The sequence below is a fragment of the Henriciella aquimarina genome (assembly GCF_002088975.1).
Taxonomy (GTDB): Bacteria; Pseudomonadota; Alphaproteobacteria; order Caulobacterales; family Hyphomonadaceae; genus Henriciella; species Henriciella aquimarina.
In genome coordinates this window covers 58,845-81,923 of the sequence record NZ_NCST01000061.1, presented here as the reverse complement: position 1 = coordinate 81,923, position 23,079 = coordinate 58,845, and the positions used below count along the sequence as shown (strand labels likewise).

Sequence of the window (23,079 nt, the reverse complement as noted above, 5' to 3'; positions counted from 1 at the left end):
TGCTAGGTGTCGGGGCATGGTTAGCCAGAACAACAATTCCGACTTCATTCCGCTTGGCAGCCGCCCGATCGACCGGGCCGGCCATCACCGCTCCGATCCGGCCTGGCTGGACACTGCCTTTGCGCGCGACGATGTGCTGGTGCTGCTGGTGCACAAGGGCCTGCCGCTGCTCGCCCCCGATGGCGGGCTGGTCTGGCTCGGGCCCGAAGCTGCCAAGGTCGCGCCGGACGCCCGGCGGCTCTTCCTCGGCCTCGACAAGCAGGGCACGCCGGTCTTCGCGCTGGGCCTGCCCGACGGCTTCGAGCTTGAAAGCTCGCTGATCGCGGGCACGGGCGAGTTTACCGATTTCCGCATGGCGGTGACGCGGCTGGCGGAGCTGGAAGCCAATCTCGCCTCGACCGCGCGCTCCATCTTCGAGTGGCATGTCTCGCACCGCTTCTGCGCGCGCTGCGGGGCCGAAAGCGAGGTGACGGAAGCCGGCTGGAAACGCATCTGCCCGGAGTGCCGTGCCGAACATTTCCCGCGCACCGACCCGGTCGCCATCATGCTGGCGACGCGCGGCGACAAATGCCTGCTCGGGCGCCAGAAGGCGTGGCCCGCGGGCATGTGGAGCTGCCTGGCCGGCTTTATCGAGCCGGGTGAGACACTGGAACAGGGCGCGGCCCGCGAGCTGCACGAGGAGGCGGGCCTCATCTGCCATCCGGCGAATGCGGAATACCTCTTCTGCCAGCCCTGGCCGTTCCCCTCCTCGCTGATGATCGGCATGCTGCTTCCGGCCGAGAACGAGGACATCACCGTCGACCCGCACGAGCTGGAAGCCGCGCAATGGGTGAGCCGGACTGAAGCGCGCGAGATCCTCGCGGGCGAGCATGCGGAGATCTTCGCGCCGCCGCCCTTCGCGGTCGCCCACCACATCCTGAAGGAATGGGCCGAGCGCGAGGACTAGCGTGTCCGTCGTTTTCAAGGAGCAGATACGAACAGACCCTGCACCGAGGGGGAGTGCAGGGTCCTTAAAAGCCGGTCGCAACAGGGCTGGGTGAGGGGAGGAGGGAAGATTTGCCCTGTTATTTCAACACCGCCGGCCAGTTCGTATTCGCCTTATCAATGTATGAGGCCTGATCTTGTTCCCAGCGGTCCTGAATTTTTTTGTTATAGTTCAGGTACAGCTTTCCATCGACGATCTTCCAGTGGTCCGGGTCGCCCTTCGCGGTCTTGCCTTCGGCCACGGCCCAGGCGCAGTATCCGCCATATTGCGGCGCATACTTTTCCGGGTTTGCCTTGAATTCAGAGAGATTTTCCGCACTGGCAAAGCGGAACTCCGCGCCCTGATATTCGGTGGAAAATTCCTTTTTGCCTTCGACCGGTCGGCTTTCGGTAAAATAGGCGACAGGGTCGTAGCCGCCGACAGCGGTCTTGGAAAAAAGCCCGGTATAGACCGGCGCCTTGTCGGCATGGGCCGGCGCGGCGGAAAATCCGAGCACACCAATGGCGAGTGTTATGAGAAACGTCCGGATCATAGTCTGGCTCCTTGGAGATCAGGGGGTTGAAGCGCGGGACTGGGGACCGAAGGCTGTGGCAGGATAGCCGTCTTCAGCCCCTGCCCGATCGCGGCAAGCTCTCGCCGGCGGATCGCGATCAGGGCGAGCGCGCCGGCCCAGACGACGCAGGCCATCATGAAGAGCCCGCCGCCATCGGCATTCGGATCGATACCGAGTGGCGTCCAGAGATGGAAGTTCACCGCCCCGCTCATCACCGCGAAGGCGATGAGCGCGCCGAGCGCCTGGAAGCGCCTCAGCGCCGGATGGATCCCGATCAGCAGGCAGGTGGCGGCGGCGAGTTCGGCGGTGCCGATGACATACTGGCTGAACAGCCCCGTCTGGGCAAACAGGCCCGGCGCGCCAAGGCTCGCCGCCCAGGCATCGAGCTTGCCGAAGATGACCTGCGTCTCGGGCGCATTGGTGAACTTGAAGCGCAGGCTGTCGAGAAAGACGAGCGATGCGACGACGGCGATAATATGCGGCGACAGGGCCTTCAGACGGGACATGGATTTCCTCCCTCGGTCTCCCTTTCCCGTCATTTAGCGAGCCGCTTCGTCACGCACGATGCACGCCTTCGTGAGATGGCTCACTTTCAGGTGAACAAGAAAGCTCGAATGAACGCTCGAAACCGGGGACTTTCCGCCCTATATCGGGGGCTGGTTCAGAATTTCGGGAGGCCAGGATGGACAGGCTCGATGCCATGCGGCTCTTTGTGCGGGTCGCCGATACCGGCAGCTTTTCCAGGGCGGCGGCCGATCTCGAAATCGGCCAGCCGACCGTGTCGCGCCGGATCCAGGATCTCGAGGCCCAGCTTGGCGCCGACCTTTTCCAGCGCACCACACGCGCACTGAGCCTGACCGAAGCCGGCGAACGCTTCTATACGCGCGCCCGGGCCATCCTGTCGGACTTTGAGGAGGCCGAGGCGGAAGTGCGCGGCCTCGACAACGAGCCCTATGGCCAGCTCAGGATTACCGTGCCGCACTCGCTCTCACGCGTGGTCATCGCCCCGGCGCTCGCCAGTTTCATGCGGCAATATCCGGATCTCTCGCTGGATGTGATTTCCGACGACACCTATACCGACATCGTCCAGGAGGGCATCGACGTGGCCTTCCGGCTGGGCGAGCTTGCCGATTCCAGCCTGATGGCGAAACGCATCGCGCTGTCGCCTCGCCGGCTGTGGGCCTCGCCGGTCTATGCCGCCCAGGTGGCCGACGCGGAAACGCCGGGCGATCTGCCCACCAAGGACGCCCTGCACCTGCGCCACAAATCCGGCCTGCAGGACTGGGCCCTGACCCATACGATCAGCGGGGTGCGCGCCGAACTGCGCGCGGACGGACGGTTCCGCGCCTCCTCCGGCGACATGCTGATCCAGGCCGCACAGGACGGGCTCGGCTACATCCTCGCGCCCGACTGGCTTGTTTGCGAGAAGGTCCGCGCCGGCCAGCTGGTCGAAATCTTCCCGGATTGGGAAGCCGATGCCCTGCCCCTGCACGCGGTCTGGTCCGGCGGCAAGCTCAAGGGCAAGGCGCGCCTCCTGGTCGATCATATCGCGCAGGCGATGAAGGCCGGCGAGATCCGTGAGAAGGCGGCGGTGTAGGTAGGGTAGACCCATATTCAGAGGGTTCGACATGCGCACGTTCATCCTGTCTGCTCTTCTCTTTGGAACGCCCGGTCTGGCGACGGCCCAATTTCACGCAGAGGTCAATAAAGCCTTCGACCGCAGCAAGTCGGCCATCACCGAGACCGTCCTGATGGGACGCGAGGACAAATCCCTTTGTGAGCACGATGGAGCAAAGGTCCGCTATTCGGGGCGCACAGATCTCGGGCTTTACACATGTCTCTACAAAGCCGCCCAAGCCGGGGCGAACCACCTCACGATCACATCGTTCGGCGGGCCAGTCGTGAATGCCGTTCCCGCTGCCGATATCATCGCGAAACATGGCATGAGCGTCTCGGTTCTCGGTATCTGCGCCTCATCCTGTGGCAATTACATCGCGCCCGCCGCCAGCGAACTGAATGTTCTGCCTTATTCCCTCTGGTCTGTTCACGGAGCGCCCGGCCCGGTCGATGAGGAAGCCCTGCGGGACGCGATGGCCGCTTCCGGCGCCAATGACGAACAGATCGAACGTTCCCTTTCCTCGAATCTGCGGCAAGGCCATTACGAGTTCGAGCTACACGAGGCCTTCAAGGCCCGTCACGGCATCCGGGACGGGCTTTATGACGCGCAGCACCTCAAGGCAGCCGAGGAAGCGCTGGGTGAAACTCCACAGCTTTACCTCTCACGCGCCACGGCGGCAGCCTGTGCACCAGATCTCAAGATCGGGGACTATTGGGAAGTCAGCGGGCAGTACGACGAGGAATACCTCCAGAGACTTTTTCCCTCCAAGACAATCGGCGAGTATGGGGTGCTTGCCGACCACCGCATATGCCACGGGACAGACAAGGAAGGCTGACCCCCACAAAAAAACGGCTCCGGGGCTGTCGCCACGGAGCCGCTCTTCTGTCTGGCTTTGAAGTAGAAACCTATTCTTCGGTTTCCATCTCCATTTCGGTCTCGGCCGGTGCGGCATCGCCGTCCTCGGCCTTCACCTCATCGATCCAGGCATTGACGCGGCGCTCGAGGATTTCGAGCGGCAGGGCGCCGCCGCCGAGCACGGTGTCATGGAAGGCCTTGATGTCGAACTTGTCGCCAAGCTCTTCCTTCGCATGCGCGCGCAGTTCGAGGATCTTCAGCATGCCGATCTTGTAGCTGGTCGCCTGCCCCGGCATCACGATATAGCGCTGCACTTCGGAGCGGGCCTGGCCATCGGTGACGGCGGCATTCTCGGTGAAGTATTCGAAGGCTTCCTCCTCGGTCCAGCCCTTGGAGTGCAGGCCGGTATCCACGACGAGCCGGATGGCGCGCCAGATTTCCGAACCATAGCGGCCGAATTCCGACAGCGGCGTCTCATAGGTGTTCGGCATCTCGCTGGCAAGCTTCTCGGCATAGAGCGCCCAGCCCTCGGTATAGGCGGTGAAGCCGGCCTGGGTGCGGAACATCGGAATGTCTTCCAGCTCCTGGGCAATCGAGATCTGCATGTGGTGGCCCGGAATGCCCTCGTGATAGGCGATCACTTCCAGCTCGCTCTTCGGCATGGAGGTCATGTCGGAGAGGTGGGCGTAATAAGTGCCAGGCCGTGAGCCGTCCGGCGTGCCCGGATAATAGTGCTGGGCCGCCCCGTCCTGTTCGCGGAAGGGCTCGACGCGCTTCACGACAAGATCGGCCTTGGGAAGGATGCCGAAATAGTCCGGTAGCTGCTGGCGGATATTGTCGATGGCGCCGGTGGCCTGGTCGATATAGGCCTGTGCGCCTTCGTCATTGTCCTCGAAATAGAGGTCGCGGTCGTCTTTGTTCTCGCGCAGGTGGACGAAGAATTCCTGCAGTGTGCCGTCGAAGCCGTACTCGTCCTTGACCTTCTCCATCTCCTTGTGGAGGCGGGCGACCTCGTCGAGGCCGATCTGGTGGATCTCGTCGGCGGTGAGGTCGGTCGTGGTCTGCTGGCGCAGGCGGAAATTGTAATAGGCCTCGCCATCGGGCTGCGTCGAGCCGACGCCCGTCGGGTTTGACGGCGCATCCGGCAGGGACTCCTCGGCCCAGCCGATAAGCCGCTCATAGGCCGGCTGGAAACTTTCGGTGAGCGCTGTGCGAGCCTCTTCTTCCAGTGCGGCGGCCTCGTCCTCGTCGATCTCGCCGGCCTCGGTCAGCTTGTCGAGTTCCATCTCGACATCGGCCCAGAGGTCGGAGGCTTCGCCGTCGGTAAAGGGCGCGCCGGTGATCACCTTCTCGGACTGGTCGATCACGCCTTCGAGCGCGAAGTCCGGCGTGTTGACGCCCCGGCTGTGGGCCTCTTTCGCGATCTCAAGCAACTGGTCGATGGCGCGAGCGCTTTCCTCGATGCGCGAGACATAGGCTTCCATGTCCTCGGCATTGTCGACCTGGTGGAACTGGATGAGCAGCGTCGGCAGGAAGGACTGCGCGCCGTTCATCTGGTCGAAGGTGAAGCCGTTATAGAAGTACTGCATGCCCTCTTCGGAGAGCTCTGTCTGGTACTTCCAGATGTCCCAGGAATTCTTGCCCTCGGGCGTCAGCTGGTCATAGTCGAAATTGGCTTCCATCTCCTCGACCGTGCCGAGGCGCCAGTCGAGCTGCTCCTGGGCGGCCTCATAGGACATGTCGTCGATCTGGCCGTGCAGGTCCTTCCGGCCAAGGAAGGTCATCTGGATCGGACTGAACTGAAGCTGTTCCTCATACTTCTCGTCGAACCACGCATTCAGTTCCGCCGTCTCCGCCTCGGCAGCTTCAGCATCGGCGGCGTCACCGGCCTCGGTGCCTTCAGCGGCGGGCGGCGTCGGCGCGGAGGCCTCGCCTGTATCGGGAGCGCCGGTCTGCTGGCCGCAGGCAGCAAGGACGAGCGCGAGTGCTGTCAGAGTGACGCGCATGGGAGAACCTCCTGAACATATCGATAATCGCTAAAGAGCAGGATTTTCGACGGTATGCAAGGTCACGAGGCAGGTTCACCCGGCAAGACGGCCCCTATCAGGCATAACGTGTCCGCAGCATCGCCCACATGGCGCGAAGCCCACAGGCCGCGCCCCCTTCCGGGCGGCCATATTTGGCCTGGCGCCAGCCCCAGACATCGAGATGTACCCAGCGCTGGGCGTCGACGAATTGCTGCAGATAGATCGCCGCGGTGATCGATCCGGCAAACCGGCCCCCGGCATTCTGGATGTCGGCAATGTCGGACTTCAGCATAGCCTTGTAGGGCTCCCAGAGCGGCATGCGCCAGACCGGGTCGCCTGAAACGGTCGAACCGGCCCAGATGGCGTCGGCGAGGTCGCCGTCATCGGTATAGTAAGGCGCGAGATCCGGCCCCAGCGCGACACGGGCCGCACCCGTCAGCGTGGCGAAATCGATCAGCAGGTCCGGCGTGCCCTCGCAGGCGCGGGTCAGCGCATCGCAAAGGATCAGCCGGCCCTCCGCATCGGTGTTGTCGATCTCGACCGTCAGGCCCTTGCGCGTCGACAGAACATCGCCCGGCCGGAAGGCGTGTGTGCCGATCGCATTTTCGACCGCCGGCACGTAGAGCTTCAGCCGGACCGGCAGTTTCGAACTCATCACCAGCTTGGCCAGCGCGATGACATGGGCAGACCCGCCCATATCCTTCTTCATCAGCCGCATGCCATTGCCCGGCTTGAGGTTCAGCCCGCCCGTGTCGAAGGCGACCCCCTTGCCGACAAGGGCAAGCTCGGGATGGTCGGGGTTGCCCCAGCTCAGCTCGATGAAGCGCGGGGCTTCCGGCCCGGCGCGGCCGACCGCATGGACCATGGGATAATTGGCCTCGAGCAGGTCGTCGCCCGCCGTCACCGCGATCTCTGCGCCATGCTCTTCGCCCAGCGTGCGGATGGCCTGCTCAATCGAGGCCGGCCCCATATGCTCGGCCGGCGTATTGATCAGGTCACGAACGAGCATGACAGCTTCGGCTTCCCGGTCCAGCGCATCGGCGTCCTCGTCCTCGCCGATGACGAGACGCGGCGGGCTGGTCTTCTCCTTGAGATACCGCTCGAAGCGGTAGGCTCCGTCAGCCCAGCCGGCCGCGATGTGGGCCAGGGGCAGGCCGGCATCGTCGGTAATCTCATAGTCGCCCTCGGGCAGCTTCGCCGAAAGCGCGGCAATCGCCAGCGCGTCATAGGCCGGGCCGAGCCCGAAGAGCACATGCTCCAGCGTTCCGTCCGCGCCGGCCGACAGCGCCATTTCGCCTGCCTGCGCCTTGAAGCCGGACGCCTTCGCCTGCGCCTTCAGCGCGGCGGGCAGCTCGGCAGAGCCCTCTTCCCAGTCGTCGGGACGGACAAGATGGATGGAAGCAGCATGCTCTGCGCGGGCGGTGAAGGCTTTGTGCATCGAGATCTCAAATCCCTTGTGTGAAACTGGTTAAGCAAATCAGGTCTTCTGTTAACTGATCCTTGACCCTCATCGGGGCAAGGTTCGCGCTGAAAGACACGCCGGAGACGACCAAATGTCCAGAGCCAGACGCCTTGCCCTTGCCCTGCCCCTGCTGTCCGTCTCCCTTCTTGGCGCATGCGCAAGCACCGCGTCAAAGGAAGAAGCGGCCACGGAGAAGGCGATCGAGGACGCCATGGCCAAGGAACTGGCTCCGGCCACGCCGGAAGAAGTCGCCGCCGCTGAACGCGCCGATCCTCTTACAAGAGCGAACTTCTGGGCCGCAGAGTTCCGCAAGGATCCGACAAAACTGGATGTGACGATCAAATACGTCACCGCGCTGCGCGATATCGGAAGCCAGCAGCGCGCCATCGACGTGATCGCCAAGACGCTGCCGACACACCCCAAATCGACCGAACTCTACATCATCATGGGCCGCGCGCTGATGAGCGATGCCCGGCCGGGCGAGGCCGCCGACGCCTATTACCGCGCCAGCGTGCTCGAGCCGCAGAATGCAACGGCCAGCGCCGGGCTCGGTCTCGCGCTCGATCAGCTTGAGCGTCACGCCGACGCCCAGAAAGCTTACAGGGCGGCCCTGGAAATTGATCCCAACCGTGTCTCGACGCGGACCAATTACGGCCTGTCGCTGGCCCTTTCGGGCAACCTGACGGCTGCTGAAGCGGAGTTACGCGAGGCCGCCAGCCTGCCGGGCGCCGATGCCCGTGTGCGCCAGAACCTGGCGCTCATCCTTGGCCTGCAAGGCGATTTCGAGGAAGCCCGCAAGATCGACCCGCACGCGCCCAAGCGCACGGTGGATTCCAATCTCGATGCGCTTCGCTCCATGCTCTCGCCGGTGCGCGACTATGGCTCGCTGCGCGATGAAACGCCTGCAAGCAAACCGGCCAAGACACCGTCCCAGGAGGAAGCCTCCACAGCGCCGCAACTGCGCGGATCGCTGAATCCGTAGGGATCCCCGTCATCGCAACAGAACAAAGCCGCCCGTCTTCTGCAGACCGGCGGTTTTGTTCTGATGGCAGCTGCATCCGGGCGAAGCCCGCCCTTGCGCTAGTTCATTTCCTTGAACTTGATATAGGCCGGCCCGAGCACGACGAGGAACAGGACGGGGAGGAAGAACAGGATCATCGGGACGGTGAGCTTGGCCGGCAGGGCAGCAGCCTTCTTCTCGGCCTCCGCCATGCGCATGTCCCGGTTTTCCTTGGCCATGACGCGCAGCGCGTCGCCCAGCGGCGTCCCGTAGCGCTCAGCCTGCATCAGCGCCATGCAGACAGATTTCACGCCTTCATGACCGGTCCGCTTGGCAAGATTTTCATACGCCACACGGCGCTCCTGCAGATAGGCAAGTTCGGCGGTGGTCAGCTGAAACTCCTCGGCCAGTTCCGGCGAAGCGGGGCCGACCTCGGCGCCGACCTTGGCAAAGCCGAGTTCGATGGACATGCCCGATTCCACACAGATCAGCAGCATGTCGAGGGCGTCTGGAAAGGCGCGCATGATCGATTGCTGGCGCTTCGAGGCGAGATTGGAAATGTAGAGGTTCGGCGCATAGAAGCCCGCAGCCGCGCCAAAAATGACTGAGCCGATCTTCATCTGCGGCGACAGCCCCATATCATTGACGAGAAAGATATAGAGGAAGACGCCAAGCGCCCCGAGAAACGGCAGTGCGAAACGGCAGAAATAGAAGATGGAGAGCGGCCGCGGCCCGCGCAAGCCGGCCTGGACCAGCTTCGCCTTGATGTTCGGATCCTCCAGCATCTTCTGAAGGTTCAGCTTGCCGGTGATCTGGCTAATGGTGCCGGAATCGTCCCGCTTCAGCCCCTTCTTTTCAAGCGCCTCCCGATTGGCACGGCGCAGCTTTTCACGCTGCGTGGTGACCTGCTTCAACCGGGTTTCCAGCTTGTCGCCCTTAAGCGCCGGCAGCATGACCGAGGTGATGGTCGCAAACATGGCAATCGCCGCCAGAATGGAGGCGATGGTTCCAGGCTCACTTAGCGATTGTGCGAATTCACTCATGCCCGCCCCCTAGATGTCGAAGTTGATCATGCGGCGCATCACGGTAATGCCGGTGAACATCAAGGCGGCTCCCATGAAGAGGATGAGGTGGCCGGTCGGCTTCAGGAACAGCTCCATGATGTAGCTGGGCGTGGTCAGATAAACCATGATCGAAACAGCGAATGGCAGCGCAATGATAATACCCGCTGACGCCTTGGCTTCCGAAGACATCGCCTTGATCTTCTCGCGCATCATCTTGCGCTGACGGATCACCGAGGACAGGTTGCCAAGCGCCTCTGACAGGTTACCGCCCGACTTTGACTGGATCGTCAGCACAATGACGAAAAAATTCACTTCCGGCAGCGGTACGCGCTTGTAGAACTGCTGCAAGGCCCGCTCCATGGTCATGCCCATCTGGATATTGTCGGTCATGTACTTGAATTCCTGACCAAGCGGCGCCGGACTTTCCACGGCGATGATGCGCAAACACTCCGTTAGCGGAAGACCGGATTTGACGCCCCGCACAATGACGTCAATCGCGTCGGCAAACTGGGCCGTCATCTTCTTCTGACGGGCCTTTGTCAGGAAGCCGAGCAGCCAGCGCGGAACGCCGAGGAAGCCAGCGAAGGCCGCCATCACGACCATGGCCGGGCGGGACTTCAGCTCAATCCCCATCATGGCCGGTGGGCCATCGGCCCCCGACAGGAAGGTCAGCGCCGCAAACAGCACGCCAAGCACTGCGGAAAAGACCCAGAACATCTCTGTCGGAATGTCGAGACCGGCCTGGACAAGCTTGGCCTTGATATCCTGCGGCATCAGCGACTTGCGGCGCGCCTCGTCCTGCTGGCGCAGCTTCTTCAGCATCTGCTGGGTCTGGCGCCGGCGCTGGGAGTTTGGATCGTTGGCTTCAGCCACGCGGCCCTTGCCGCCCTTGCCTTCCTTGATCTGCCTGGCGCGCTTCACCGCCGCATCGTTGGAGCCGCCCGTGAAGGCAAAACCAACCCCGGCCAGCGCCAGGAAGGCGAGCCCGCCGACAAGATATATCAGCATCCCGCCGCCCATGGATCAGGTTTCCAGCGCGTCGATCGCGCGCGCGAGATCGCGTTCGAGGTTGAAATAGGAAGCCCGGTCCCAGAAACGCGGACGACCGATGCCGGTGCCACGATGGCGGCCCTTGACCCTGCCATCGTCATCCTCGCCCTCGATCTCGTATTTGAGGATATCCTGCAGGATGATCGTATCGCCTTCGAGGCCCATCACTTCGGTCACGCAGACAATCCGGCGCGAACCATCGCGCAGGCGCGAGGCCTGAACGACGACGTCGATCGAGCCGACAATCATTTCACGGATCGTTTTCGCCGGCAGCGCGAAGCCACCCATGGTGATCATGGATTCCACACGGGAAAGGGCCTCGCGCGGCGTGTTGGCGTGCAGCGTGCCCATGGAGCCGTCGTGGCCGGTGTTCATCGCCTGCAGAAGGTCGAACGCTTCAGGGCCACGGACCTCGCCGACGATGATCCGTTCCGGACGCATCCGCAGACAGTTCTTGACCAGGTCGCGCATCGAGACCTCGCCGGACCCTTCAATATTGGGCGGGCGGGTTTCCAGCCGGACGACGTGCGGCTGCTGCAGCTGGAGTTCGGCGGAGTCTTCGCAGGTAATGACGCGCTCGGTCGGGTCGATGAACCCCGTCAGACAGTTGAGCAGCGTCGTCTTACCCGAACCGGTACCGCCCGAGATCAATACGTTACAGCGCGAGTGACCGATGATGCGCAGGATTTCCGCGCCGGCTTCTGAGATCGAACCGAACTTCACCAGGTCGGTGAGGCGCAGCTTGTCCTTCTTGAACTTACGAATGGTGAGCGTCGGCCCGTCAATCGCCAGCGGCGGGGCGATAACGTTTACACGCGAGCCGTCAAGCAGACGCGCGTCACAGATGGGCGAGCTTTCATCGACGCGGCGGCCGACCTGGCTGACGATGCGCTGGCAGATATTCATCAGCTGCGCATTGTCGCGGAAGCGGATATTGGTCCGCTCGATCTTGCCGTTGACCTCGATATAGGTCGTGTCGGCCCCGTTCACCATGATGTCGGCGATGTCGTCGCGTGCCAGGAGCGGCTCTAGCGGACCATAGCCGAGAACGTCGTTACAGATATCATCGAGCAGGTGCTCCTGCTCGGAGATCGACATGACGACATTCTTGATACTGATGATTTCCACGACAATGTCGCGGATTTCCTCGCGCGCGCTCTCGGCATCGAGTTGCGCCAGCTGGCCGAGGTCGATCGTGTCGATCAGCGCATTGAAGATGGTGGTCTTCGTCGAATAGTACTCTTCCGTACGCGTATCGACCTTGGTGACCCTCTCGGCATCCATGTCCGGCGGCGGCTTCAGCGCTACCGGTTTGCCCCCGGGGCCTATGGGCATCCCCGATTTAGTGTCGCCAGGCTTCTGCGGGCTGGCGGGACGACGCTGCTCTGGTGCTTTCCCGGCTGGTTTTGCGGCCGGTTTCGCAGGATCGGCAGGACGCTTGGCAGCAGGCGGCTGCGCCGGGCGCTGGGCGGGCGCCGGCTGCTGAGCGGTTGCTGTACGTTTGCCAAAGGACATGCGTTAATTCCTACTCCAGGCTACTTTCCAAGGAGTTTCTTGAGGAAGGATTTCTTGGTCTGCACCGTCTCGCGGCCAGACAGCAGGGAAGCGAGATGATCGATCGCCTGTGACGGCTTGGATTGCGGGTCGGTCTCGGAGATCATCTGGCCCTTGTTCGACGCGGTGCCGAAGAGCTGCGGATCGAAAGGCAGAATGATTTCCGGCTCCACCTCGATGGCGGCGGCAAAGTCCTTCACCGGGATTTCCGGGCGCTTCGGCACGCCAGCCATATTGATGATCAGCTTTGGCGGATTGTCGTTCGGCCGCTGCGACTTCAGCTGGTCGATCATGTTCTTGCCATTGCGCAGGGAGGCGAGGTCTGGCTGGCAGACCAGGATGACCTCGTCGGACGTCACCAGCGTGTTGTAGATCCAGTCCGACCAGCCATGCGGGAGGTCGAGCACGACGAACGGCATCAACCGGCGCACGCCCTCGATCACCATCGAATAGGACTGGGAGTCGATGTCCATGATCTGGTTGACGCTGGCCGGTGCCGTGAACAGCGACAGCCGGTCGGTCGCCTTGGCCAGCAAGCGTGAGATCACGGCGTCATCGGTGCGGTCCGGGGATAGCAGCGCATCGGCGATGGTCTGCTGGGTCTCATGATTGAAGTCCAGAGACGTCGTGCCGAAGGAAAGGTCGAGGTCGACCAGCGAGGTATTGACCATCGCATTCTCGGCCAGCGCCCAGGCAAGATTGTGCGCGATGGTGGACGAGCCGACACCGCCTTTCGAGCCGATGACCGAGATCGACTTGCCGACGAAAGGCGCGTCCGGGTCGGTAAACAGGGTGCTGATCGAGCGCACCATCTGGACCGGCTCGACCGGGGGAACGAGATATTCGCTGACCCCGCGCGCGACCAGTTGGCGGTAAAGCGAGATATCGTTCATCTCACCGACCACCATGACCTGGACGCCTTCCTCGCAATTGGCCGCAAGATCGTCGATCTGCTGGATCATCACCGGCGTCTGCGCCGAAGATTCCACGATCAGCAGGTTGGGCGTGGGATTATGGGCAAGGTGTTCGATTGCAGCGGGAATGCCGCCATCATGGATCTCGACCGTGGTGTTGATCATGCGCCGGTCATGGGCGACCTTTTCCATCATGTCCCGTGTGCTGTTCTTCTCGTGGAAAGCCAGCACGGAAATGGCCGGGATGGCGGGGTCACCGCCATGGAAATTGTTCATGGGCGGAACAACAACGCCCTGCTCGACATCCTTGTAGGGCGCATCGACAGGCGCGCCGGTCAGCTGACCGATCAGGTCGTTCCCACCGCCCTCGCTCTCGGCGGTGTCGTCGAATTCGATATCGAACTCGTCATCAAACATTGCGTTTTCGTTGCTCATCAGGCTATCCCCAAAAGGCGCGTCCTACCCCTAATTCACCGCCGTCGAGACCGATCCGGTCTCATCCTGGCTGCGTTCAGCCGCTGTTGTCTGCCCTTCCCGATAAAGCTCGAGCTGGGCGACCCGGCGGGCCAGATCGCCTTCGTCCAGCGGGCGTTGGCCAAGCAGATCAGCCGGGTCGGCGATCATGGCCGCCATATTCGTACGGATCGAGCAGCCCAGCGTCGGCATGTCGTTGTTCGACATGGCATTTGAAAAGTCGATTTCGGACTTTTGCGGACAGTCCGGCGCAATCGCCTCATAGGCCTTGAAGGCCAGCACGACGGGCGCCCCGTCATTGCCCTGCGCGTCATAGGCGCTGCCGCGAATTTCTTCATAACCGACACCGGCCGACCAGGCGATCTCGCGCGCTTCGGCAACCGCCTTTACCGCCAGTTCCTCATTCGCCTGGTTCTCCGGCAGGGACATGATGATCGGGCCGTGACCGTGCTGCTTGTAGTCCGCGACAAAGGCTCGGATCTTCGCCTTTTCTTCCAGGCGCAAATGCGAGTCGAGCGGGTTGAGCTTCACCTCGAGATAGGCCGTTTTTTCGGCCACACCGATGGGGTTGCGGTCGAGCGTGGTGCCTTCAAGGTAGGCTCTTGGCACCGGGCCGCTCTTGTCGTCAGAGGCGCAGCCGGTGAGGGCGGCCGCCGAGACCAGGCCCATGGAGATGATGAAAGTGTTCAGCCGACGCATCATGGCCTCCTATTCCTCGATAAACCCGACTGGCGCGTTGTAATTCTCTTTCGACAGGCCTTTGCCGTCCTTGCCGTACATGGCGTTCAGTTTGCCGAAGAAGATGGTTTTCGGGTCCGAGGCATTGGCATAGCCGTCCGCAGGAGTCCGCAGTTTGCCCTTCTGGGTCGGATCGACGAGATAGGGCGTGATGATGACTACCAGTTCAGTCTCTTCATTCATGAAGTCGCGAGACTGGAAGAGCGCCCCAAGAATTGGAAGCTTCTTCAGCCCAGGCAGCTGGTCGAGGGACTGGCGCGAGCGGCTCTGGATCAGGCCTGCCATCATCATCGAGCCGCCACTCGGCAGCTCCACGGTGCTTTCCGCGCGGCGCACTGTGAGCGCCGGAATGGTAAGCGTCTGCGCGGTGATGATATTGCCCTGGTCATCCGTGCCGGCAACCGACTGGCCCTGGAAGGAGCCCTGATTGGTCAGCTCCGAGACCTCGGTTGAAACCTTGAGCGAAATGCGGCCCTCAGACAGGACCACCGGTGTGAAAGCGAGGCCAACCCCGTACTGTTTGAACTCGATCGAGATACGGCCATTATTGTCCTGCCCAACCGGAACCGGGAATTCGCCGCCTGCCAGGAAATTCGCACTTTCGCCCGAGACCGCGGAGATGTTCGGCTCGGCCAGAGTGCGCACCACCCCGACCCGCTCGAGCGCATCAATGGCGGCGCCGGCTGACGACTGCAGGTTGCCATCGACATAATTGGTATAGCCGATATCGGTCGACAGACCGCCCAGCGAGTTACCAGCCACGTTGAAGCCATTGGCGCTGCTGATACCGACATTGTTGGACCATGGCGGCCCGGGAACGAGAGTTGTCGTCCCCGTATCCACCGGGCCATCGATTCCATCGCCCGGGAGATCTGCAAAAAGCTGCTTCTCGACCATATTGGCGAGGTCGCCGAAATTCGTCGAGCCCGAGAGGTTGATGCCAAGCTGCTTGACCACATTACGCTGCATCTCGACGACGCGGACTTCCAGCATGACCTGGTCCTTGGCCGCCACCGAGAGCATGTTGACCGGCTCGACCTCATCGCCGCCGCCGGCATAGGCCTTGACCAGCCGCATCACCTGATCCGATTGCATGAGGTTATCGACATTGCCGGAAACGACGATGTTGCCGCCGACACTTTCGACCTTCACGCGGGAGTCGGGCACGTAACGCGAGATCAATTTCTCGAGCGCGCCTGTATCGGCGTCGACGATAATCTCCAGATTGAGCAGCGGATTGCCCTGCCGGTCGAACAGGAAGGCATTGGTCTCGCCGACTTCGACACCGCGGAAGATCAGCCGCTGGGATGTCTGCACGACCGCGTCGGCGATATCCGGATTGGTAATGACGACGTCGGCAACGGCCCGGTCAAGCTCAATGACGGTCGACTTGTTAAGCCCCAGCTTGATCGAACGCGAAACATTGGTTTCGCCCGGCTCCATTACAGAAACGCCCATCATGTTCTGGGCGTGCGCGGCGAATGGCGCGCCGCAGCAGGCCGTGGCGCACAGCCCAGCCAGAATGTGCCGCATACTGAACATTAGCTTCCCCCGCCCACACTTCCGTTTTTGAAGACCCTGACTGCATTGCCCATGTTACCGCCCCCGCTCAGCAAATCGGTCTCTGCCTTTGTCACGCCGTCATTCTCGTTGGCGTCAGCGACACTGCGCAGGGCCAGCGAGATGCTGCCCAGCCGGCTGGCATGCGCCAGAAGCTCGGCCTGTTTCGGTTCAAGCTCCAGCGTGGCCGTAGAGCCGGTAAGCACCGCCTGACCGTCCATCTCGCCAAAGCTCTGATCAATGGCGAGAACACGGGCATTCTCGATAATGGTGCGCGTAGAAGTGGATTCGCGTGGCCCGCGGTCTCCCATGATCTGGGCTTCAAAGGTCAGGATGACATCGACATGATCGTCGGGCAGGATGAAACCCGCCGAGGCCGTTTCCGGCGAGATCTCGACCGAGATGGCGCGCTCGCCCGGGCTGAGCAGCGCGGCCATGAAGCCGGTCTCACCCTTCTTGACGATCTTCTGACTGACGATTGGCTCGCCTTCGAGCAGGGCCGACTTCACGACGCTGCCGGAGAGTTCCTCAATCGCGTCGGGCTGGTTGGCCTGGGTGAAGTAGCCGGCATGCACCGCCTTTTCCGGCCAGTCGGCCCACCTGAAATCGTCCGGTGTGAGCAGCGAGCCGACGCGGCTGTCAAAGCGCGACACCAGAACCTTGGTCGAAGAAACCTCGACTTCCTTTTCAATGACAACCGGGTCGCCGCTAGACGGGTCCGGGGCGGACTGGCTCGACATGTCCCGGACAAGCAGCGCTGCGCCGACAGCCGCCGCAGCAGCAACCAGCAGAATGATCAAACGCATTGGAGACATGGAAACCGCCCTCTCGATTCAATCCCTTTAGATCCCGGGAATCTCGAGCCGGACATTTGCATTGACCGCCTAATGCATAGTTAACTTCTTGAAATTCTTAGATCCCCAGCGGTTGCAGCAGCGGCGAGAGCGGCGCGCACCAGATGGCGCCCGCTGCAATAGCGACGCCGTAAGGCACGCCATTCCCGGCCTGCATCGTCTCATGCGCAAAACCGGGAGCTGCGGTCGCAGGCACAAGGCGGCGGGCGAGAATCACAAACAGCGCCAGAACGCCGCCAGCCACCGCCATGACCATCAGAAAAGGCATCACCGCCGCCGGCCCGAGCCACAGCATCACGCCCGGGATCATCTTCGCATCACCGCCGCCGAAAACACCGAACACGAACAGAAAGACCGAAATCACGAACGCCACCATCCCTGTTGCGAGATGCGCGCCCGTCAGGCCCCACCCCGGAGCAGCGACAATCACAGCGGGAATAAACAGGAAGGCGATCGCGGCATTGAGGCCGTTCGTGATCGTCAGCGTCTCAAGATCCTTGAGTGCGGCATATACACAGAGCGCGACGAAAACGAAGGCAAACAGAAATTCCACCATGTCCGATCAGTCCCCGGATTAACGACAGACCCGTTCTAGGCGAAAAGTCTGAAGGCTTGCTTGCCAGATATGAAAGAAGCCGCCAGGCGGACCTGGCGGCTTCTCTCATCGTTTTGCTCGATCCAGCGCTTATTAGGTAGCGCTAGCCGGGTCAGCAATCGCATTGGCGATGTTGTTGAACTGACCGCTGGTGCTCGAGCCCAGGGCGCCGACAGCGCCGATGATCGCAACAGCGATCAGGGCAGCGATCAGGCCATACTCGATAGCGGTGGCACCAGACTCATTCTTGAACAGACGTGCGAATTTTTGCATTGGAGACTCCATCATCATGCAGTTACTTGCGTTCCGATATTTCCGTTTTTGCCGGAACACTGACCGTTCTAGACGAGAGCGCTGAATATCAAGTAAACTGACCCACAAAATTCGTGAACACTGATCTGCGTTTTATTAACTCTCCTCCATCAATACCCCATCGCAGGTTTATATACTTGACAGAATATCAACGGATTAGGCCAAATTTTATTGACAAACCCTTGCCGAGCGGTACCCCCGAACCACTCTGCCCGTCTCTCACGCGCATGTATTGTGTTAGGGATCGCGAAACCTTCTTGAACGAGTGTGGCGCGTGAAGATCCAGCCAAGGAGCGGCACATGCCTTTTCCCGTGAAATCCTTTGCCGCTGCCGCCAGCGCAGCGCTGATTTGCACCACCGCCGCAGCCCAGCAGATAGAAGTGGAAAGCGGCACGACCAAGCCGGTACGCCTGTCCAAAGCGGCCTCGAGTGTGGTGATCGGCAATCAGAATATTGCCGATGTCGCCGTCGCCGATCCCCAACTCGTCTTCCTGACAGGCAAGTCTTTCGGCACCACCAACCTTCTGATCCTGGATAGCGACAACAACATCATTCTTTCGACCGACGTCGTCGTGAGCGTGAATTCCGCCAACCTGGTGACAGTAAACCGGGCCGGCTCGGCCTACACCTACAACTGCACCAGCGACTGCCGCGACACCCCGATGATCGGGGACAACGACGAACATTTCGGCAAAGCTGTCAGCCAGGCCGAGCGAACCAAAGCGCTGACGGAAGGCCGCTAGAACGGCTCGTTCGCCTAACCTCAATATGAAGAAGCCAGCCCCACAAGGCTGGCTTTTTTCTTGGCAATGAAAAGACAGGCTGCTAGCGCGCCGGGCGGCTGTTGGATGTGGTCGCGAGCGCCGGGCTTCTCTGCTCGGCGGCAAGAGCAGCGGCTTCATCGATGCTTGCGGAATAGACCGGCACAGCCTCTTCGGCCATCCGCCCGGCCGGTTCGTCGTCAATACGCCACTGGAAGGCGCTGGCGTCCTGGACGGTCACGGTCCAGCCGGCCCCAACGCGGGGATAATAGGCCTCGTCCTTGGCCATCATGCGGCTGCGGAAGATCGTCCCGTCGGCCCCGCGCACCTCGATCCAGGCCGGCCTTAGCGCGACAATCGACAGGTCGATCTTGCCCGCGGTCGGGTCCTTGGTCAGCGGCTCGGGGGCAAACAGGCTTTCCTGGGCTGTATTGACGGCCATGACCCGCTCGGCGACCGATGGCGTATTGCGGGTTTCAGCGGTTTGCCCCGGGGTCAGCATGATCACGGAGACTCCCGCGGCCACGACCAGACCGGCCGCGATCGAGACCGGGATCAGATAGCGCCCGCGCTTGCGTTCGCTGACAGTCACGGAAGATTTCGGGATCGCCGTGGCGAGATCCTTTTCCTCCTCGACCGGAAAATCGGCAAGCACCATGTCCGGATCGAGACCAAGCTCGGTCGCATAGGCGCGGGCCACAATGCGAGTGCGGCGCATATCATGGTCCGGTGGCTGAATGGTCTGTTCCAGACTTTCGAGGATCCGGCGATTGATCAGGATCTTCTTCGAAACATCTTCAATCGATAGACCGCGCGCCTCACGCGCCGCGCGTAAACGTCCGCCAGCGGTGAACGCGTCGATCAGGTTTGAATCCTCTTCCGCACCCGTTTCCGGCGCAGCCGTACGGGTTTCGGGGGAAGAGTCCTCGATCCTGTCTTCGGTGTTTTCGCGTTCGTCATCGCTCATGACGGATGTCCGGTTTCTCTCGGCAAACGGGGCCTATATCACCCAGTGCAGGGATTATACCATACCCCTGCATCGTCCGAACGGTCTATTTCAGCCGTCGGATACAGCTATTTCCTGTACTCTGGCGATGGCTAACACTTCGTTACGGAACGAGCCGTTCGACGTGTGCACCGCTTCGCGGAAGGGTTCGGAAAAAGCAGACAGATCAACGGACCGGAGCATGCGCTTCACCGGACCAATGCCAGCCGCCGGCATCGAAAGCGCCCGGTAGCCCAGCCCAAGCAGGCAAAGCGCCTCGACCGGATGGGAGGCAACCTCACCGCATACGGAGACCGGAATGCCCAGACGGTCACACTGCTGCTTGATCCCATCCAGGAAGCGCATCACCGGCCGGGAGACGATGTCGTAGCGTTCCGAGACAGCCGGGACCATGCGATCGGCAGCATTGAAGAACTGCAGGAGGTCATTCGTCCCGATGGAGATGAAATCGATCTCGCCGGCCACTTCTTCCAGCCCGAACGCAAAGGCAGGCGCTTCCAGCATGGCGCCGACGCGCAGCTGGGAAGGCGCGGAATAGCCGCGCGCCCGGCTCCACTCGATCTCGTCCATGAGGATCGCTTTCGCCTCGAAGAACTCTTCGGCGATCGTCACCATAGGGAACATCACGGCGAGCGGCCCGCCATCGGCGGCCCGCACGAGCGCGCGCAGCTGACGGCGAAACAGGCCGGGACGGTCCAGAGCAAAACGGATCGAGCGCCAGCCAAGCGCCGGGTTTTCCTCGGTCTCGGTCGAAGCGTTCGGCAAGAGCTTGTCGCCGCCGAGATCCAGCGTGCGGAAATAAACCGGCCTGGTACCGGCATAGTCCAGCACGTTGCGGTAAAGCTCGATCTGGGCATCGATCTTGGGCAGCGTGTCGGAGACCAGAAACTGGAACTCTGTGCGGAACAGCCCGATGCCATCGGCCCCGGTCTGGCCCAGCGAGTCCAGATCGATGGCGAGGCCCGCATTGAGCATCAGGCTGATCTCGACCCCGTCCCGGGTGCGCGAGGGCTGCTCGCGCAGGGCCTGGAAAGCCGCCTGACGTTCGGTGCGCAGAACGCTGCGGGTCTCATAGGCATCCAGCAGTCCCTCGTCGGGACGGATATGGAGCGTGCCCTGCTCGGCATCGACGATAACCTGATCGCCCGGTGCGATGACACTGTTCAGGGCGCCCACCCCGCCAATTGTCGGGATGTCGAGCGCCCGCGCGACAATGGCGGTGTGGCTCGTCGGGGCGACTTCCTCCAGCACAATCGCGGCCAGCCCGGAATCGCGATATTCAAGCAGTTCAGCCGGACCGAGCCGGCGCGCAATCAGCACTTCGCGCCGGTCGCCATTCTCTTCGCCGGAATGGTCATGCGCGGCCGAGCCGTCATTGCCCGCCAGGATGCGCAGCAACCGGTTGTCCAGATCTTCGAGGTCGTGCAGGCGTTCGCGCAGATACGGGTCGTGCGCGTTTTCGAGCTTGACCTTGTGTTCCCGGCGGGAGCGGTCGACGGCGGCTTCGGCCGACAGGCCCGATTTTACCGTCTCTTCCAGCCGCATGGCCCAGACCGGATCATTGGCCAGCATCTTGAAGGCTTCAAGCACCTCGCGCGGTTCGCCGAAGATCGCGCTGACATCGCTGGCCAGCATCCGCTCAAGCGACCCGCGCAGCGTTTCCAACGCCCTGCGCAGGCGCCGCACCTCGGCTTCCGGGTCTTCGGTGAAATAACGTGCCGGGGAGACGACCGGATCGTGCAGGCGAGCGATACCCAGGCCCAGCCCGTCGCACAGGATGCGCCCCTTCAGATTGACCGGGCGGGCCTCCCGCTGGGCAGCACTCGCGGCCAGGATGGGAGCTTCGGCCGCGACGACCTCCGCCAGCACCATGGCGATGGTTTGAAGGCTGTCGATCTCGTCTTCTTCATAGATCCGCTCAGTGCGGTTCTGCACGGTCAGGACACCGATAACCCGCCCGCCGCGCAGGATCGGCACGCCGAGGAAGGCGTGATACGGGTCCTCGCCTGTCTCAGGGCGGTAGGAGAAAGCCGGATGGCGCGGGGCATCCTGAATGGAGAGCGGCTCGCCCGAGAGCGCGATCTGGCCGACCAGGCCCTCATCGAGGGCCATGCGCGTCTGGTGGACGGCCGAGACCGACAGGCCCTCGGTCGCCACAAGCTCCAGCTCGTCATCGTCGGTGCGCTTGTAGATCGAGCACACGTCGGCGACCATCGTCCCTGCGATGAGGGTCACCACCTTCTGCAGGCGGGTATCGGCTTCCATATCGCCCGCCATGACCTCGCGAAGACGGTTGATAAGGAGCCTGGGGACGGAAAAGGTCTGGGGCATGGCGTGCCCGCAATTGGCCGCTATGGCTACGCTGCGTCAAGCCCGAATGCGGTGTGGAGGGCCCGTACGGCGAGTTCGGTATAGGCCGCATCGATGAGCACCGATATCTTGATCTCGGACGTCGAAATCACATCGATATTGATGCCTTTCTTGTAGAGCGCATCGAACATTGTCCCTGCGACACCGGTATGGCTTTTCATGCCGACGCCGATGACAGAAACTTTAGCCACGTCGCGGGCCACCGAGATATTCTCGAAGCCGATTTCCGCCTTGTGATCGAGCAGGAGCTGCTCGGCCTTCGTGCTGTCGGCGCTGGTGCAGGTGAACACCATATTGGCGCGCTCCGGCCCGCGGGCATTGGCCTGGACGATCATGTCGACATTGACGCCCGCATCGGCCAGCAGGGAGAAGATGCGTGCCGAGACACCCGGCTTGTCTTCCACCCCGAAGAGTGTGATCTTCGCCTCGTCGCGTGAATAGGTAACTCCGTTGACGACCTGCTTTTCCACGATCTCATCCTCACTGCAGACATAAGTGCCCTGATTGGTCTCGCCGGGCTCGGCGAAGCTTGAGAGCACACGAACCCTGACCTGGTGGTTCATGGCCATTTCGACCGACCGCGTCTGGAGGACTTTCGCCCCCAGCGAGGCCATTTCGAGCATTTCCTCATAGGAGATTTTTTCCAGACGGCGCGCCTGCGGCACGATGCGCGGGTCGGTCGTGTAGACGCCGTCGACATCGGTGTAGATGTCGCACGACTCCGCGCCCAGTGCAGCGGCCACGGCGACAGCGCTCGTATCGGAGCCGCCGCGTCCCAGCGTGGAGATGCGCCCGTCATCGGTGACGCCCTGGAAGCCGGCGATCACGGCGATCTCGCCCGTGTCCATCGCGTCCCCAAGGCCGGAATTCTCGAAGCCCTCGATCCGCGCGCTGCCATGGGCGGAACTGGTTTTCATGGCGAGCTGCCAGCCGAGCCAGCTGCGCGCCTTCAGGCCGCGCTTGCGCAGGGCAAGGGCCAGCAGCCCGCTGGTCACCTGCTCGCCGGAGGAAACGACGACATCGTATTCGTCATCGAAGTTCGTGCCCGTCAGCGCTTCGCCAGCCGCGCCGCGGGCATAGCCCACAAGCTTGTTGGTCTCGCCGGCCATGGCCGAAACGATCACGGCGAGGTTCTCGCCCTGCTTCGCGCGCCAGGCCACAATATCGGCGACATGCGCGATGCGATCGAGGTCTGCGACAGAGGTGCCGCCGAATTTCAGGACTGTGCGCTGCATTGCCTCGCTGCGAAGCCTTCCCATTTAATGCATCAGTGATTTCGCGCGCCTCTTTAGTCGCCCAGAGGCGATTGCGCAAACAGGTTTGCTA

At 62.1% G+C, this 23,079-nt stretch carries 21 protein-coding genes; 5 read left to right on the top strand and 16 right to left on the bottom strand.

Going from position 1 to position 23,079, the window contains the following annotated elements:
* The first annotated feature begins 16 nt into the window (after nucleotides 1-16).
* Nucleotides 17-946 (top strand): NAD(+) diphosphatase, encoded by a 930-nt coding sequence (gene nudC, locus B8784_RS08870; RefSeq protein WP_084397538.1) that lies wholly within the window; start codon nucleotides 17-19, stop codon nucleotides 944-946.
* Nucleotides 947-1,064: 118 nt separating this feature from the next.
* Here nudC and B8784_RS08865 read toward each other — a convergent pair whose 3' ends face one another.
* Nucleotides 1,065-1,517 (bottom strand): YHS domain-containing (seleno)protein, encoded by a 453-nt coding sequence (locus B8784_RS08865; protein ID WP_084397536.1) that lies wholly within the window; start codon nucleotides 1,515-1,517, stop codon nucleotides 1,065-1,067.
* On the bottom strand, nucleotides 1,514-2,044 hold the full coding sequence (locus tag B8784_RS08860; protein WP_084397534.1) for a hypothetical protein: 531 nt from the start codon (nucleotides 2,042-2,044) through the stop codon (nucleotides 1,514-1,516). Before B8784_RS08860 ends, B8784_RS08865 begins: the two co-directional genes overlap by 4 nt.
* A gap of 176 nt (nucleotides 2,045-2,220) precedes the next feature.
* Between B8784_RS08860 and B8784_RS08855 the strand changes: the two genes are divergently transcribed.
* Nucleotides 2,221-3,135, top strand: coding sequence for a LysR family transcriptional regulator (locus B8784_RS08855; protein ID WP_084397531.1), 915 nt, complete (start codon nucleotides 2,221-2,223; stop codon nucleotides 3,133-3,135).
* Between the two features lie 31 nt (nucleotides 3,136-3,166).
* Entirely contained in the window at nucleotides 3,167-3,991 is an 825-nt protein-coding gene (locus tag B8784_RS08850) for a hypothetical protein (RefSeq protein ID WP_084397529.1), read from the top strand.
* A 70-nt stretch (nucleotides 3,992-4,061) separates the two neighbouring features.
* Here the strand turns inward: B8784_RS08850 and B8784_RS08845 are convergent, their stop codons facing one another.
* Nucleotides 4,062-6,017: a DUF885 domain-containing protein gene (locus B8784_RS08845; protein WP_084397527.1), complete on the bottom strand. Its 1,956-nt coding sequence runs from the start codon at nucleotides 6,015-6,017 to the stop codon at nucleotides 4,062-4,064.
* A 97-nt stretch (nucleotides 6,018-6,114) separates the two neighbouring features.
* Nucleotides 6,115-7,476: a leucyl aminopeptidase family protein gene (locus B8784_RS08840; RefSeq protein WP_084397525.1), complete on the bottom strand. Its 1,362-nt coding sequence runs from the start codon at nucleotides 7,474-7,476 to the stop codon at nucleotides 6,115-6,117.
* A 115-nt stretch (nucleotides 7,477-7,591) separates the two neighbouring features.
* Between B8784_RS08840 and B8784_RS08835 the strand changes: the two genes are divergently transcribed.
* Entirely contained in the window at nucleotides 7,592-8,482 is an 891-nt protein-coding gene (locus B8784_RS08835) for a tetratricopeptide repeat protein (RefSeq protein WP_084397523.1), read from the top strand.
* 98 nt (nucleotides 8,483-8,580) lie between these two features.
* Here B8784_RS08835 and B8784_RS08830 read toward each other — a convergent pair whose 3' ends face one another.
* The 9 genes from B8784_RS08830 to B8784_RS08790 all read right to left on the bottom strand — a co-directional run bounded on the left by B8784_RS08830 (nucleotide 8,581) and on the right by B8784_RS08790 (nucleotide 17,576).
* A complete protein-coding gene (locus B8784_RS08830; protein ID WP_084397521.1) occupies nucleotides 8,581-9,543 on the bottom strand; it encodes a type II secretion system F family protein in 963 nt (320 codons plus the stop codon).
* Nucleotides 9,544-9,552: 9 nt separating this feature from the next.
* On the bottom strand, nucleotides 9,553-10,572 hold the full coding sequence (locus B8784_RS08825; RefSeq protein WP_084397746.1) for a type II secretion system F family protein: 1,020 nt from the start codon (nucleotides 10,570-10,572) through the stop codon (nucleotides 9,553-9,555).
* A gap of 15 nt (nucleotides 10,573-10,587) precedes the next feature.
* Nucleotides 10,588-11,898, bottom strand: a complete 1,311-nt coding sequence (locus tag B8784_RS08820) for a CpaF family protein (RefSeq protein WP_143435384.1) — start codon at nucleotides 11,896-11,898, stop codon at nucleotides 10,588-10,590.
* A 251-nt stretch (nucleotides 11,899-12,149) separates the two neighbouring features.
* Nucleotides 12,150-13,517, bottom strand: a complete 1,368-nt coding sequence (locus B8784_RS08815) for an AAA family ATPase (protein WP_084397516.1) — start codon at nucleotides 13,515-13,517, stop codon at nucleotides 12,150-12,152.
* Nucleotides 13,518-13,547: 30 nt separating this feature from the next.
* A complete protein-coding gene (locus B8784_RS08810) occupies nucleotides 13,548-14,258 on the bottom strand; it encodes a CpaD family pilus assembly protein (RefSeq protein WP_084397514.1) in 711 nt (236 codons plus the stop codon).
* 6 nt (nucleotides 14,259-14,264) lie between these two features.
* Nucleotides 14,265-15,836 (bottom strand): type II and III secretion system protein family protein, encoded by a 1,572-nt coding sequence (locus tag B8784_RS08805; protein ID WP_084397512.1) that lies wholly within the window; start codon nucleotides 15,834-15,836, stop codon nucleotides 14,265-14,267.
* Nucleotides 15,836-16,660 (bottom strand): Flp pilus assembly protein CpaB, encoded by an 825-nt coding sequence (gene cpaB, locus B8784_RS08800; RefSeq protein ID WP_158085639.1) that lies wholly within the window; start codon nucleotides 16,658-16,660, stop codon nucleotides 15,836-15,838. Before cpaB ends, B8784_RS08805 begins: the two co-directional genes overlap by 1 nt.
* A 106-nt stretch (nucleotides 16,661-16,766) precedes the next feature.
* Entirely contained in the window at nucleotides 16,767-17,264 is a 498-nt protein-coding gene (locus B8784_RS08795) for an A24 family peptidase (RefSeq protein ID WP_084397507.1), read from the bottom strand.
* Between the two features lie 132 nt (nucleotides 17,265-17,396).
* Nucleotides 17,397-17,576 (bottom strand): Flp family type IVb pilin, encoded by a 180-nt coding sequence (locus B8784_RS08790; RefSeq protein WP_084397505.1) that lies wholly within the window; start codon nucleotides 17,574-17,576, stop codon nucleotides 17,397-17,399.
* A 306-nt stretch (nucleotides 17,577-17,882) separates the two neighbouring features.
* Between B8784_RS08790 and B8784_RS08785 the strand changes: the two genes are divergently transcribed.
* Nucleotides 17,883-18,359: a pilus assembly protein N-terminal domain-containing protein gene (locus B8784_RS08785; protein ID WP_143435383.1), complete on the top strand. Its 477-nt coding sequence runs from the start codon at nucleotides 17,883-17,885 to the stop codon at nucleotides 18,357-18,359.
* Between the two features lie 82 nt (nucleotides 18,360-18,441).
* Here the strand turns inward: B8784_RS08785 and B8784_RS08780 are convergent, their stop codons facing one another.
* The 3 genes from B8784_RS08780 to B8784_RS08770 form a co-directional block, all read right to left on the bottom strand.
* On the bottom strand, nucleotides 18,442-19,344 hold the full coding sequence (locus tag B8784_RS08780; RefSeq protein ID WP_084397501.1) for a helix-turn-helix domain-containing protein: 903 nt from the start codon (nucleotides 19,342-19,344) through the stop codon (nucleotides 18,442-18,444).
* 90 nt (nucleotides 19,345-19,434) lie between these two features.
* Entirely contained in the window at nucleotides 19,435-21,714 is a 2,280-nt protein-coding gene (ptsP, locus tag B8784_RS08775; RefSeq protein ID WP_084397499.1) for a phosphoenolpyruvate--protein phosphotransferase, read from the bottom strand.
* A gap of 26 nt (nucleotides 21,715-21,740) precedes the next feature.
* Nucleotides 21,741-22,988, bottom strand: a complete 1,248-nt coding sequence (locus B8784_RS08770; protein WP_084397497.1) for an aspartate kinase — start codon at nucleotides 22,986-22,988, stop codon at nucleotides 21,741-21,743.
* Nucleotides 22,989-23,079: the final 91 nt, after the last annotated feature.

Coding starts and splice junctions, on each gene's coding strand:
- nudC (WP_084397538.1), top strand. CDS start 17: ATGGTTAGCCAGAACAACAATTCCGACTTCATTCCGCTTGGCAGCCGC.
- B8784_RS08865 (WP_084397536.1), bottom strand. CDS start 1,517: ATGATCCGGACGTTTCTCATAACACTCGCCATTGGTGTGCTCGGATTT.
- B8784_RS08860 (WP_084397534.1), bottom strand. CDS start 2,044: ATGTCCCGTCTGAAGGCCCTGTCGCCGCATATTATCGCCGTCGTCGCA.
- B8784_RS08855 (WP_084397531.1), top strand. CDS start 2,221: ATGGACAGGCTCGATGCCATGCGGCTCTTTGTGCGGGTCGCCGATACC.
- B8784_RS08850 (WP_084397529.1), top strand. CDS start 3,167: ATGCGCACGTTCATCCTGTCTGCTCTTCTCTTTGGAACGCCCGGTCTG.
- B8784_RS08845 (WP_084397527.1), bottom strand. CDS start 6,017: ATGCGCGTCACTCTGACAGCACTCGCGCTCGTCCTTGCTGCCTGCGGC.
- B8784_RS08840 (WP_084397525.1), bottom strand. CDS start 7,476: ATGCACAAAGCCTTCACCGCCCGCGCAGAGCATGCTGCTTCCATCCAT.
- B8784_RS08835 (WP_084397523.1), top strand. CDS start 7,592: ATGTCCAGAGCCAGACGCCTTGCCCTTGCCCTGCCCCTGCTGTCCGTC.
- B8784_RS08830 (WP_084397521.1), bottom strand. CDS start 9,543: ATGAGTGAATTCGCACAATCGCTAAGTGAGCCTGGAACCATCGCCTCC.
- B8784_RS08825 (WP_084397746.1), bottom strand. CDS start 10,572: ATGCTGATATATCTTGTCGGCGGGCTCGCCTTCCTGGCGCTGGCCGGG.
- B8784_RS08820 (WP_143435384.1), bottom strand. CDS start 11,898: ATGGATGCCGAGAGGGTCACCAAGGTCGATACGCGTACGGAAGAGTAC.
- B8784_RS08815 (WP_084397516.1), bottom strand. CDS start 13,517: ATGAGCAACGAAAACGCAATGTTTGATGACGAGTTCGATATCGAATTC.
- B8784_RS08810 (WP_084397514.1), bottom strand. CDS start 14,258: ATGATGCGTCGGCTGAACACTTTCATCATCTCCATGGGCCTGGTCTCG.
- B8784_RS08805 (WP_084397512.1), bottom strand. CDS start 15,836: ATGTTCAGTATGCGGCACATTCTGGCTGGGCTGTGCGCCACGGCCTGC.
- cpaB (WP_158085639.1), bottom strand. CDS start 16,660: ATGCGTTTGATCATTCTGCTGGTTGCTGCTGCGGCGGCTGTCGGCGCA.
- B8784_RS08795 (WP_084397507.1), bottom strand. CDS start 17,264: ATGGTGGAATTTCTGTTTGCCTTCGTTTTCGTCGCGCTCTGTGTATAT.
- B8784_RS08790 (WP_084397505.1), bottom strand. CDS start 17,576: ATGCAAAAATTCGCACGTCTGTTCAAGAATGAGTCTGGTGCCACCGCT.
- B8784_RS08780 (WP_084397501.1), bottom strand. CDS start 19,344: ATGAGCGATGACGAACGCGAAAACACCGAAGACAGGATCGAGGACTCT.
- ptsP (WP_084397499.1), bottom strand. CDS start 21,714: ATGCCCCAGACCTTTTCCGTCCCCAGGCTCCTTATCAACCGTCTTCGC.
- B8784_RS08770 (WP_084397497.1), bottom strand. CDS start 22,988: ATGCAGCGCACAGTCCTGAAATTCGGCGGCACCTCTGTCGCAGACCTC.